Genomic DNA, 12423 nt, shown 5'->3' with positions numbered 1-12423 from the left:
AGCCGCCGCGCTTTTGTCGAGAGTGCTTGCCACGACGGCGCGGATTGGCAAGAGGCTTGCCGCCATGCTAGGTTTTTTACCAAACGATAAAAAACAGAGGGGTAGGCGGTTGCATGGCGCAGTCTGCAATCGAGCTTAAGGGGATCGACAAGAGTTTCGGTGCCGTGCGCGCCAATCGCGACATCGATCTCGAAATCGCGCCTGGCACCATTCACGGCATCATCGGGGAAAACGGTGCCGGCAAGTCGACGCTGATGTCGATTCTCTACGGTTTCTACCAGGCTGACCGCGGGGAAATCTTCGTCAACGGCCGTAAGATCGCCATCGATTCGCCCAATGACGCGATCGCCGCCGGTATCGGCATGGTGCATCAGCATTTCATGCTCGTGCACAATTTCACCGTGCTGGAAAACATCATTCTGGGCGCGGAGGGGGCCTCGCTGCTCAATACGGGCATCGCTCGCGCGCGCTCCGAGCTGCAGCGGCTTGAGCAGGAATACAGTCTCGAAGTCGATCCCGACGCGATTATCGAGCAATTGCCCGTCGGCCTGCAGCAGCGCGTCGAAATTCTCAAAGCGCTTTATCGCGGCGCCGAAATCCTCATCCTTGACGAACCGACCGGCGTGCTAACGCCGGCCGAGGCCGATCATCTGTTTCGCATCCTGCGCAAGCTGAAGGACGAGGGCAAGACGATCGTCCTGATCACCCATAAGCTGCGCGAGATCATGGCGGTGACCGACAACGTGTCGGTCATGCGCCAGGGCGCCATGGTTGCCACCCGCAAGACCGCGGCGACCACGGTCGAGGAACTGGCCGAACTGATGGTCGGTCGCCGCGTGCTCCTGCGTGTCGAAAAGGGCGAGGCGCGGCCGGGCGAGGTCAAGCTTTCGGTGAAGAACCTGTCCGTCCGCGATTCGCGCGGCGTTCTCATGGTCGACGACGTGTCCTTCGACGTGCGCGGCGGCGAGATCGTCGGCATCGCCGGGGTCGCGGGCAACGGCCAGTCGGAACTGATCGAGGCGATCGCGGGAACCCGCCGGGCCGAGACGGGCACCGTCCTGCTCGACGGCGCGCCGATCGACGTCGTCGGCGCGGCCGATCCCGGCGAGTTGCGCACGCGCGGCCTCGCCCATGTGCCCGAGGACCGCCACCATGTCGGCCTGGTTCTGCCCTTCGAGGAAAACGAGAACTCGATCCTCGGTTATCACGGCATGGATTTCTATCTGAACGGCCCGTTCCTCAATATCGAGGCGATCCGCTCCGATGCGCGCGACAAGATCGAGAAATACGACATCCGTCCCGCCGATTGCCGGCTGAAGACGGCCAATTTCTCCGGCGGCAACCAGCAGAAGATCGTGCTTGCCCGCGAGATGGAAAAGGATCCCGGCGTGCTCGTCGTCGGCCAGCCGACGCGCGGTGTCGACGTCGGCGCCATCGAATTCATCCACAAGCAGCTCATCGCCATGCGCGACCAGGGCAAGGCCGTGCTTCTGATTTCCGTCGAACTCGACGAGATCCGCTCCCTGTCCGACCGCATCCTGGTCATGTTCGACGGTCGCATCGTCGGCGAGCGCGGCCCGGACGCCACCGAGGGTGAGCTTGGCCTGTTGATGGCCGGTGTCGAGGCGCAGGAGGCAGCCGAATGAGCGCACCCTATGCAAAACTGCCCGCCTGGGCCGATTTCGGGCTGATCCCGCTGATCAACCTGATCGTGGCTTTTCTGGTCGCCGGGCTGGTGGTGCTTCTGGTCGGCGAAAGCCCGATCGAAGCCGCCGGCCTGTTGCTGAAGGGAGCCTTCGGCTCCGGCTCCGGGATCGGCTACACACTCTACTACGCCACCAGCTTCATCTTCACCGGGCTGGCGGTGGCGGTTGCGTTCCATTGCGGCTTGTTCAACATCGGCGGCGAAGGCCAGGCCTATGTCGGTGGGCTCGGCGTGGCGCTTGTGTGTCTGACCTTCGACGGTCTCCTGCCCTGGTGGCTCAACTTCCTGCTCGCCATTGCCGGCTGCGCGGCGATCGGCGCCATCTGGGCCATGATACCCGGCTGGCTCCAGGCCAAGCGCGGCAGCCATATCGTCATCACCACCATCATGTTCAACTTCATCGCCGCGAGCCTGATGGTCTATCTGCTCGTCGGCGCGCTGAAGCCGCCGGGCTCGATGGCGCCGCAGACCCGCACCTTTTTGCCGGACGCGCACCTGCCCAAGCTCAATTGGCTGATCGAGATGTTCGGCTTTTCCGTCCGTTCGACACCGCTCAACCTGTCCTTCATCCTGGCGCTGGTCATGGCGGTCGTGGTCTGGGCGCTGATCTGGCGCACCAAGCTCGGCTACGAGATCCGCACGATGGGCTTTTCGCCCAAGGCGGCGCGTTATGCCGGCATCAAGGAAGCCAGGATCATCGTCATCACCATGGCCATTTCCGGCGCGCTCGCCGGCATGATGGCGCTCAACCCGGTCATGGGCGACCAGCATCGCCTCCAGCTCGATTTCGTCACCGGCGCCGGCTTCGTCGGCATCGCCGTCGCGCTGATGGGGCGCTCCCACCCGGCCGGCATCGTGCCGGCGGCGATCCTGTTCGGCATGCTCTACCAGGGTGGTGCCGAGATCTCCTTCGTCATGCCGCATATCAGCCGCGACATGATCGTCATCATCCAGGGCCTGGTGATCCTGTTTGCAGGCGCGCTCGAGCACATGTTCCGCCCGGCGGTACAGGCCGCGTTCGCCAGCCTCAGTCCGCGCGCCGTCGGCATCGACGCCGAAGCCAAGGGGGAGGGTGCCTGAGATGGATGTCGTCAATCTCGTCCTGCAGCTCTTCGACGCCACCATCCGCGTCTCCGTGCCGCTGCTTCTGGCCGCGCTCGCCGGGCTCTATTCGGAGCGGTCCGGCGTGTTCGACATCGGCCTGGAAGGCAAGATGCTGGCTGGCGCCTTCGCCGGCGCTTCCACCGCCGCCGTCACCGGGTCGGCATGGCTCGGCATGCTGGCCGCCGTCGCCATTTCGGTGTTTTTCGCGCTGGTGCACGGCTTCGCCTCCATCACCCATCGCGGCAACCAGATCGTGTCGGGCGTGGCGATCAACTTCATCGCCGCCGGCTCGACCGTCATTCTCGGCCAGGCCTGGTTCAGCCAGGGCGGGCGCACGCCCTCGCTGGTCGCGGATGCGCGCTTCAACGCCATAACCCTGCCGTTCGCCGACACGCTGCGCGAGGTGCCGCTGGTCGGGCCGATCTATTCCGAGCTCGTTTCCGGCCATTCGCTGATTGCCTATGTCGCTTTCTTGATGGTGCCCTTCACCTGGTGGGTGCTGTTTCGCACCCGCTTCGGTCTGCGGCTGCGCGCCGTTGGCGAGAACCCGGCCGCCGTCGACACCGCCGGTATCTCCGTTGCCTGGCTGCGCTATCGCGCCGTCATCTGCACCGGCGTTCTGACCGGGCTTGCCGGCACCTATCTCGCCGTGTCGCAGAATGCCGGTTTCGTGAAGGACATGACCGCCGGCAAGGGGTTCATCGCGCTCGCCGCGCTGATCTTCGCCAAATGGCGGCCGGTGCCGGCGATGTTCGCCTGTCTGCTGTTCGGTTTCCTCGACGCCTTCGCCATCCGCTTCCAGGGCATCGCCCTGCCGATGATCGGCAAGGTGCCGGTGCAGTTGATGCAGGCATTGCCCTATATCCTCACCGTCATCCTGCTGGCCGGTTTCATCGGCAAGGCGATCCCGCCCAAGGCCGGCGGCGTCGCCTATGTGAAGGAACGCTGAGCATGCGCACCGCTCCTGCAGTCGCCGCCAACCGGGTGCCGGGATAATGTCGCACGATCTGTTCGAGGCCGCGGTCGCGGCGATGGCGAAAGCGCACGCGCCCTATTCGAAATTTCCGGTCGGCGCTGCGATCCGCACGGTCGACGGCCGCATTCATTCCGGCGCCAATATCGAAAACGCCTCCTACCCCGAGGGCTGGTGCGCCGAAACCACCGCCTTGGCGCATTTCGTCATGGCCGGCGGCGGGGAGATTGCCGAGATCGCCGTGGTCGCCGAGCGCATGGCCAGGATCACGCCGTGCGGCGGCTGCCGGCAAAGGCTGGCCGAATTCGCCGCCGCCGACACCAGGCTGCATTTGTGCGACGACACGGGTATAGTCGAGACCACCACCTTGGGCGCGTTGCTTCCGCTCGGATTTCGCGGAGATGGGTTGAAATGAAGGCTGCCGTGGATCTGCTTGTCGAGAGGCTGGGCGGCCTCGTCCCCGAAACCGCGATCGTCCTCGGTTCCGGTCTGGGCGGGCTGGTCGACGAGGTCTCCGATCCGGTGCGCCTGTCTTATGCCGATTTGCCCGGCTTCCCGCAAAGCGGGGTCACCGGCCATGCCGGCGAACTGGTGGCCGGCCGCTTTTCCGGCACGCCGGTCTTGATGCTGGCCGGCCGTGCCCATTATTACGAACACGGCAACGCCGCCGCCATGCGTCCCGCGCTCGAAACCCTGGCCGGCATCGGCATCAAGCGTCTCGTCCTGACCAACGCCGCCGGCTCGCTCGATCCCGACATGCCGCCCGGTTCGGTGATGCTGATCACCGACCACATCAATTTTTCCGGCACCAATCCACTGTTCGGCGAGCCGAGCGACCGCCGTTTCGTCGGCTTGACCGAGGCCTATGACGCCGCCATGCGCGCCGCGCTCGAAAACGCCGCCGAGGCGACCGGCACGCCGCTGAAAAGGGGCGTTTATATGTGGTTTTCCGGCCCGTCCTTCGAAACGCCGGCCGAAATCCGCATGGCCCGTGTTCTCGGCGCCGACGCCGTCGGCATGTCGACCGTGCCGGAGGTGATCCTGGCCCGTTTTCTGGGCATGCGGGTCGCCGCCTGTTCGGTCATCACCAATCTTGCCGCCGGCATGACCGGCGAGGAACTCTCGCACCAGGAAACCAAGGACATGGCGCCGCTCGGCGGTGCGCGCCTGGCCGCCGTGCTGCGCCGCGCGATCGGAGAGTTCCAATGAATGTCGACCCGCAAAAGACGATGGCCGACGCCGTCGGTGCGGGCGCGACCCGCGATCTCGTCCGCGTCGCGCAGCCGCATGCCCGCAATGACGGCGTCGCCTTCGACGCCGCCTGGTTCGACGCCGCCGACATCAATCTGTCGGCCGTCGAGCGCCGCACCGCCACCTTGACCACGCGCCGCACCGTCAAGAAGGAGTGGCAGGCCGCCTGGCTGGTCAAGGCGATCGAGGCGATCGACCTGACGACGCTTGCCGGCGACGACACGCCCGGACGCGTGGCGCGGCTGTGCGCCAAGGCGCGCAATCCGCTGCGCGCCGATCTGGTCGCCGCGCTCGGCCTGGAAGAGCGTCGCCTGACAACCGGCGCGGTCTGCGTCTACCCCACCATGGTGGCCGGCGCCGTGAAGGCTCTGGACGGGTCCGGCATTCCCGTCGCCTCGGTCGCCACCGGCTTTCCCGCCGGGTTGACGCCGATGGCCGAGCGGCTTGCCGAAATCCGCTACGCGGTCGGCGAGGGCGCGGCCGAGATCGACATCGTCATCACCCGCGCGCATGTTCTGACCGGCAATTGGGCCGCGCTCTACGACGAGATCGCGGCCATGCGCGCGGCCTGCGGCGACGCGCACATGAAGGCGATCCTGGCGACCGGAGACCTGAAGACCCTGACCAACGTCTATCGCGCCTCCATGGTGGCCATGCAGGCCGGCGCCGACTTCATCAAGACCTCCACCGGCATGGAGGGCGTCAACGCAACCTTGCCGGTCAGCCTGGTGATGGCGCGCGCCATTCGCGACTATCTCGAGCGCACCGGACACAAGGTCGGGTTCAAGCCGGCCGGCGGCATCCGCACCGCCAAGGACGCGCTCGCCTGGCTGATCCTGATGCGCGAGGAACTGGGGCGGGAATGGATGGAACCGGTTCTGTTCCGCTTCGGCGCCTCGGGCCTGCTTGCCGACATCGAGCGCCAGATCGAGCATTTCGTCACCGGCCGCTATTCGGCCAACGACCGCCACGGCGTGGCGTGAGGGTTTCATGAACAAGATCGTCTCAATCCTAGACAGCATGGAATACGGCCCCGCGCCGGAGGACGATGCCGTCGTGCGCGCCTGGCTGGCGCGCCACAAGGCCCGCTTCGGCCATTTCATCGCCGGCGCCTTCACCCGGCCGGGCAAGGCCAACAGTTTCGCGGCTGTCAATCCGGCCACCGGCGAGACGCTGGCCGAGGTGGCCGAGGGCGGCGAAAAGGACGTCGACGCCGCGGTCGAGGCCGCGACCAAGGCCTTCAAATCCTGGTCGGCCCTGTCCGGCACGGCGCGCGCGCGCCATCTCTACGCGCTTGCCCGCCAGGTCCAGAAACATGCCCGTTTCCTTGCGGTCCTGGAGACGCTCGACAACGGCAAGCCGATCCGCGAGACGCGCGATATCGACGTGCCGCTGGTCGCGCGCCATTTCTATCACCACGCCGGCTGGGCCGAATTGCGCGACCAGGAATTCCCGGACCACGCGCCTGTGGGCGTGTGCGGCCAGATCATTCCTTGGAATTTTCCGCTTCTGATGCTGGCCTGGAAGGTCGCGCCCGCGCTCGCCGCCGGCTGCACGGTGGTGTTGAAATCGGCCGAGCACACGCCGCTCTCCGCGCTCGCCTTTGCCGAGATCTGCCGCGAGGCGGGATTGCCGGCCGGCGTCTTCAATCTCGTCAATGGCGGCGGGGCGACGGGGGCGGCCCTTGCCGCCCATGACGGGCTCGCCAAGCTCGCCTTCACCGGTTCGACCGAGGTTGGCCGCGTCCTGCGCCGCCAGTCGGCGGGCACCGGCAAGAAATTGTCGCTCGAACTCGGCGGCAAGTCGCCGTTCATCGTCTTCGACAATGCCGACCTCGACGCCGCGATCGAAGGCGTGGTCGACGCGATCTGGTTCAACCAGGGCGAGGTCTGCTGCGCCGGCTCGCGCGCGATCGTCCAGGAAGGTGTGGCGGAAAAATTCCACGCCCGGCTCAAGGCGCGCATGGAGACGCTGCGTGTCGGCGCGCCGCTCGACAAATCGACCGATATCGGCGCCGTCGTCGCGCCGGTTCAGATCGAGCAGATCCGCGCCCGCGTCGAGGCCGGCCTGCGCGAAGGCGCCGTCCTGCATCAGCCGAGCTGGGCCGGCGAGCATTTCGCGCGTGCGACGAAGGGCGGCTGCTTCTTCCCGCCGAGCCTGTTCACCGATGTCTCGCCGGCCTCGCCGCTGGTCCAGGAGGAGATTTTCGGCCCGGTGCTGGTGTCGATGACCTTCCGCACTCCCGGCGAGGCGGTCGCGCTTGCCAACAACAGCCGCTACGGGCTTGCCGCCTCGATCTGGTCGCAGAACCTCGATACCGCCTTCGACGCGGCCCGCAAGGTCAAGGCCGGCGTGGTCTGGATCAACTCCACCAATATGTTCGACGCCGCGGTCGGCTTCGGCGGTTACAAGGAAAGCGGCTTCGGGCGCGAGGGCGGCCGCGAAGGCATGTTCGAATATTTGCTGCCCGCCTGGCAGAAAAAGGCGCGGGCGCTCCCCGAAAGCCCGCCTCTTGCCGCACCCGTGCCGGTCGACGACGAGGCCGGCCCGGGCGCCGCGCCGGCCGGGCTCGACCGCACCGTCAAGCTTTATGTCGGCGGCAAGCAGGCGCGGCCGGATTCGGGCTATTCCTACCCGGTCCTCGACGGCCGGGGGCGCCTCATCACCGAGGCCGGCCACGGCAATCGCAAGGATATCCGCAACGCGGTCGAGGCCGCCCGCAAGGCCGAGGCCTGGTCGGCGATGACCGGCCACGCCCGCGCCCAGGTGCTGTATTTCCTGGCCGAGAATCTCGAGCTGCGCGCAGCCGAGTTCGCCGCCCGCATCGCCCGCATGACCGGTGTTGCGGCAAAGAAGGCCGCGGCCGAGGTGGAGGCGTCCGTCGCCCGTCTCATCCACTATGCCGCCCGCGCCGACAAATATGACGGTCGCGTACGCGCGCCGCAGCCGCGTATGCTGGCGCTCGCCCTGCCCGAACCCTACGAGGTGATCGGCATATCCTGTCCCGACGAGGCGCCGCTGCTGGCCTTCGTTTCGCTGGTCGCGCCGGCGATCGCCATGGGCAATCGCGTCGTCGTCACGCCCTCGCAGCACCATCCGCTCGCTGCCTGCGACCTCTACCAGGTGCTCGACACCTCCGACGTGCCGGGCGGCGTGGTCAACATCGTCACCGGCGACCGCGACCAGCTCGCTTCGGTGATGGCCAAGCACAACGACATCGCCGCGTGCTGGTATGTCGGCTCGGCCAAAGGCAGCGCCATGGTGGAGGCCGAATCGGCCGGCAACCTCAAGGCTACCTGGGTCAGTGACGGCAAGGCGCGTGACTGGTTCGATGCGGGCCAGGGCCAGGGCGAGGAGTTTCTGTTCCACGCCACCCGCATCAAGTCGATCTGGACGCCGTTCGGTGTTTGATATGAGGAGCCGCGAAAGCAGGGTGGGCGGCGGAGCAGGGCGCGGGGCATGATGCTCCCCCAGGAGTTCATCCGCCTGAAGCGCGACGGCAAGCCGTTGCCGGGCGACGCGATCGCCGCCTTCGTCGCCGGCATCACCGACGGGCGCGTCACCGAGGGCCAGTTGGCGGCTTTCGCCATGGCCGTCTTCTTCAACGGCATGAGCCGCGACGAGGCGGTGTCGCTGACGCTCGCCATGCGCGATTCGGGCGACGTTTTGTCGTGGGCCGAGCTCGACGGTCCCGTCGTCGACAAACATTCCACCGGCGGGGTCGGCGACAACGTTTCCTTGATGCTGGCGCCGATCGTGGCCGCCTGCGGCGCCTATGTGCCGATGATCTCCGGCCGCGGCCTCGGCCATACCGGCGGCACGCTCGATAAGATGGACGCGATCCCGGGCTATCGCAGCCAGCCCGACAATGACGATTTCCGCCGCGCGGTGCGCGCGGCCGGCTGCGCCATCATCGGCCAGACCGGTGATTTGGCGCCGGCCGACAAGCGGTTTTATGCCGTGCGCGACATCACGGCGACTGTGGAATCGGTCCCGCTGATCACCGCCTCGATCCTGTCCAAGAAACTCGCCGCCGGGCTTGGGGCGCTGGTGCTCGACGTGAAGTCGGGCAACGGCGCCTTCATGCAAAAAAGCCGGGACGCCGCCGTGCTGGCCAAGAGCCTGGTCGAGGTGGCCAATGGCGCCGGGCTGAAGGCTTCGGCGCTGATGACCGACATGAACGAGCCGCTCGCCTCGGCGGCTGGCAACGCGGTCGAGGTCGTCAACGCGGTCGACTTTCTGACCGGCCGTTTGCGCGACCCGCGGCTGGAAGAGGTCACGCTTGCGCTTGCCGCCGAGATGCTGATGTCGGCCGCGCTGGCCTCGTCTCACCGCGAGGCCGACGCGATGGCGCGCGATGCGCTCGTCTCCGGTGCTGCGGCTGACCGTTTCGCGCGCATGGTTGCAGCGTTGGGCGGCCCTGCCGATTTCGTCGACGACTGCCGGGCGCATTTGCCGGTCGCTCCGCTTATCCGCGCGGTGCCGGCGCCAGCCGACGGGTTCGTGACGGCGATCGACACGCGCGGCCTGGGGGTTGCCGTGGTCGCGCTCGGCGGCGGGCGCGTCCGCCCCGACGATCCGGTCGATCACGCAGTCGGGCTGAGCGGTCTCGCTCCGGTCTGCGCCGAGGCGGTCAGGGGCGAGCCGTTGGCGATGGTCCATGCAAGGAGCGAGGCTGACGCCGAGGCAGCCGCGCGTGCCGTGCTTGCCGCCTACGATATCGGGCCGGCGCGTCCCTCACCCCGCAAGCCCGTCTCGCGCCGCATCGGGCCATCGACGTAAAGAGCGCTATTGTTCCATCAGCATGGTGCCGTCCTCGACGCGGAAGGCCGCCAGCTTTTTCATAAAACTCATGCCGATCAGCGTACTCGACAGCGCCTTGTCTTCGAGCACCAGCGCCTCGACGTCCTCGACATGGATGCGGCCGATCTGCAGGCTGTCTATCCGGGCCGCCGCTGCCGAAACCGTGCCGTTGGCCGTGTCGACCTCGTAGCGGAAGTCGGATTGGCTGAGCTTGATGCCGATTCGGCGCGCCGTCGTTTCGTTGAAGGCCACCAGCGTCGCGCCGGTGTCGATCATGGCTGCCACGCGATGGCCGTTGAGCTTGAATTCGGCCATGAAATGCCCGCGCGCATCCATCGGCACCTGGACCCGGCGGCCGCTCAGCTGCTTGCGCACGGGGGCCGGCTGGCTGGCCTTGGCGAGCTGCGGCTGGGCGTTTTGGGCCGGCTTTTCGGTGAGACGATCCCGCACCATCGTCTCGAACAAATCCGGATTTGCCTGATAAAGCAGCGGCACCGACGCCGCGCTGCCGACAATAATGCTGAGGGCGATCAGTTTGTGCATAATCGTTCCCTGGGGCGTAGACGCGAGGCCGGGATCCGGCCTTCGAAAGCGCTCACGCCCGAACCAAACAGGAGGATCGTGCCGGCGCTTCGCGAAGCGCGGTCATGATCCAGGCTTGGCGACAAGCATAGATTCGATTGATTGACCGGCCTTTAACCGTTCGAAATTGTGCAAAAACGGCGAGCCGGAACCCCGTTTTTGCGTTAATTCGCGGTAAAAATGCGGAAAAATACGTCTTATTTGGTGCCGTACATGCGGTCGCCCGCGTCTCCCAGCCCCGGTACGATATAGCCTTTCTCGTTCAGGCGCTCGTCGATCGCGGCGGTGAAGATCGGCACATCGGGGTGGGCGGCGGTGAAGCGCTCGATGCCCTCGGGAGCGGCCAGAAGGCACAGGAACCGCAGATTGGTGGCGCCGCGCTCCTTCAACTTGTCGATGGCGGCGATAGCGGAATTGGCCGTCGCCAGCATCGGATCGACCACGATCACCAGCCGGTCGGCAAGGTCGCTCGGCGCCTTGAAGAAATATTCCACCGCCTCCAGCGTGTCGTGGTCGCGGTAAAGCCCGACATGGGCGACACGGGCGGCCGGCACCAGGTCGAGCAGCCCTTCCAGAAGACCGTTGCCGGCGCGCAGCACGGAGGCGAAGACCAGCTTCTTGCCTTCCAGTGTGGGCGCGTCCATCGGCTGGAGCGGCGTGTCGATCCGCGTCGAGGTCAGTTCCAGCTCGCGCGTCACCTCGTAGCCCAGGAGCAGCGATATCTCGCGCAGCAGGCGTCGAAAGCCGGCCGTCGAGGTCTGCTTGTTGCGCATGATGGTCAGCTTGTGCTGGACGAGCGGGTGGTCGATGACGGTTACGCCCTTCATGACACCGGTTTCCCCTGTTCTTGTCGGCCGCGCTGACGATCAGCTTTAGCCCCTCGACGCCTCCGGCGAAACGATCCTCGCCTCCAAACCACAATTAATTGTCGATCGCCGGCGCCTATGTCTTTCGCGCCAGCCGGGAGAGCAGCGCCACTTTGGTGGCCTTGTCGACAAAGGCGGCCGTGATCGCGGTGCGCGTGATCCCGGTCAACGCCTTGTCGTCGAGCCCGAAATGCTGGCGCGCGATCTCGTATTCGCGGCCGATCGAGGTGGCGAAATAGGGCGGATCGTCCGAAGACAGCGTGACCTTGCAGCCGGCTGCGCGCAACTGCGGAAACGGATGCTCGTCGAAACTCTCGAAAACCCGCAGCGCCACATTCGATCCCGGACAGCATTCCAGCACGATCCCCTCCGCCACGATCCGACGCACGAGGTCCGCATTCTCGATCGCCCGCACCCCGTGGCCGATCCTCGACGGCCGCAAATGGTCGAGTGCGTCCTTCACGCTTTCCCAGCCGCCGAATTCGCCCGCATGCACGGTGATCCCGAGCCCTGCCTCGCGCGCGATCTCGAAGGCGCGTACATAATCCTCCGCCTGGCCGAAACGCTCGTCGCCGCCCATGCCGAAACCGGTGACAAGCGGTTCGCCGCAGCGCGCGGCGAACCGGGCCGCCGCCTCGACAGCCTCGACGCCGAAATGGCGCACGCCGGTCACGATCATGCGCGCTTCGATCCCGGTTTTGGCCTTGGCCCGCCGCATGCCCTCGGCGAGTGCCGCCGTATAGGCCGCCGGCGACAGGCCGGCACGTTCGGCATGATCGGGAGAGGTGAAGAACTCCGAATAGATCGCACCCTCGCGCGCCAGGCTGGACAGGTAGTGCTCGGCCAGCCGGGCATAGTCCCCCTCGTCGCGAAAAAGGCTCGATGCGGCGTCGTAGGCCGTCAGGAAGCTGGTGAAATCGTGCCAGACGAACGCGTCGTCGCGTATGAAGCCGGAGATGTCGGCGCCGTATTTCCGTGCCTGGCTCAGCACGAGATCCGGCGCCGCCGCGCCCTCGATATGGCAGTGGATCTCGGCTTTCAGGACCATGGTTCCTCGCCAGGCTGGAGTGATTCGGGCGCGGCGGATCACCGCGCTCGCGACAATAGCGCCACGCGGGATCATCGGCTATGGTCCGGCC

At 66.4% G+C, this 12423-nt stretch carries 11 protein-coding genes; 8 read left to right on the top strand and 3 right to left on the bottom strand.

What is annotated here, in order from left to right; all coding sequences use genetic code 11:
• Nucleotides 1–113 precede the first annotated feature (113 nt).
• The 8 genes from C7T96_RS17895 to deoA are packed head-to-tail and all read left to right on the top strand — an operon-like array spanning nt 114 to nt 9815.
• Nucleotides 114–1646: an ABC transporter ATP-binding protein gene (locus C7T96_RS17895; protein ID WP_106572610.1), complete on the top strand. Its 1533-nt coding sequence runs from the start codon at nt 114–116 to the stop codon at nt 1644–1646.
• Entirely contained in the window at nt 1643–2785 is a 1143-nt protein-coding gene (locus tag C7T96_RS17890) for an ABC transporter permease (protein WP_106572609.1), read from the top strand. Before C7T96_RS17895 ends, C7T96_RS17890 begins: the two co-directional genes overlap by 4 nt.
• Before the next feature lies 1 nt (nt 2786).
• Nucleotides 2787–3758, top strand: a complete 972-nt coding sequence (locus C7T96_RS17885; protein WP_106572608.1) for an ABC transporter permease — start codon at nt 2787–2789, stop codon at nt 3756–3758.
• Between the two features lie 46 nt (nt 3759–3804).
• Nucleotides 3805–4197, top strand: coding sequence for a cytidine deaminase (gene cdd / locus C7T96_RS17880; protein ID WP_106572607.1), 393 nt, complete (start codon nt 3805–3807; stop codon nt 4195–4197).
• Nucleotides 4194–4991: a purine-nucleoside phosphorylase gene (locus C7T96_RS17875; protein WP_106572606.1), complete on the top strand. Its 798-nt coding sequence runs from the start codon at nt 4194–4196 to the stop codon at nt 4989–4991. The genes cdd and C7T96_RS17875 overlap by 4 nt, the downstream gene beginning before the upstream one ends.
• Nucleotides 4988–6016: a deoxyribose-phosphate aldolase gene (deoC, locus tag C7T96_RS17870; protein WP_238719934.1), complete on the top strand. Its 1029-nt coding sequence runs from the start codon at nt 4988–4990 to the stop codon at nt 6014–6016. Before C7T96_RS17875 ends, deoC begins: the two co-directional genes overlap by 4 nt.
• A gap of 7 nt (nt 6017–6023) precedes the next feature.
• Nucleotides 6024–8444, top strand: coding sequence for an aldehyde dehydrogenase family protein (locus tag C7T96_RS17865; protein WP_106572605.1), 2421 nt, complete (start codon nt 6024–6026; stop codon nt 8442–8444).
• Between the two features lie 51 nt (nt 8445–8495).
• Nucleotides 8496–9815 carry a thymidine phosphorylase gene (deoA, locus tag C7T96_RS17860; protein WP_106572696.1) on the top strand — a complete coding sequence of 440 codons (1320 nt, stop codon included), beginning with the start codon at nt 8496–8498 and terminating at the stop codon, nt 9813–9815.
• A 6-nt stretch (nt 9816–9821) separates the two neighbouring features.
• Here the strand turns inward: deoA and C7T96_RS17855 are convergent, their stop codons facing one another.
• The 3 genes from C7T96_RS17855 to C7T96_RS17845 all read right to left on the bottom strand — a co-directional run bounded on the left by C7T96_RS17855 (nt 9822) and on the right by C7T96_RS17845 (nt 12332).
• On the bottom strand, nt 9822–10379 hold the full coding sequence (locus tag C7T96_RS17855; RefSeq protein WP_348627257.1) for a TIGR02281 family clan AA aspartic protease: 558 nt from the start codon (nt 10377–10379) through the stop codon (nt 9822–9824).
• Between the two features lie 236 nt (nt 10380–10615).
• Nucleotides 10616–11245 (bottom strand): uracil phosphoribosyltransferase, encoded by a 630-nt coding sequence (gene upp, locus C7T96_RS17850; protein WP_106572603.1) that lies wholly within the window; start codon nt 11243–11245, stop codon nt 10616–10618.
• A gap of 115 nt (nt 11246–11360) precedes the next feature.
• The gene (locus C7T96_RS17845; protein ID WP_106572602.1) at nt 11361–12332 is read right to left on the bottom strand and encodes an adenosine deaminase; all 972 of its coding nucleotides are present in this window, start codon (nt 12330–12332) and stop codon (nt 11361–11363) included.
• Nucleotides 12333–12423 lie beyond the last annotated feature (91 nt).

It is taken from the genome of Nitratireductor sp. StC3 (assembly GCF_003015025.1).
In the GTDB taxonomy this organism is placed as follows: Bacteria; Pseudomonadota; Alphaproteobacteria; order Rhizobiales; family Rhizobiaceae; genus Mangrovimarina; species Mangrovimarina alexandrii.
The sequence above is the reverse complement of the archived record's forward strand: the minus strand, read 5'-3'. Positions and strand labels throughout refer to the sequence as shown.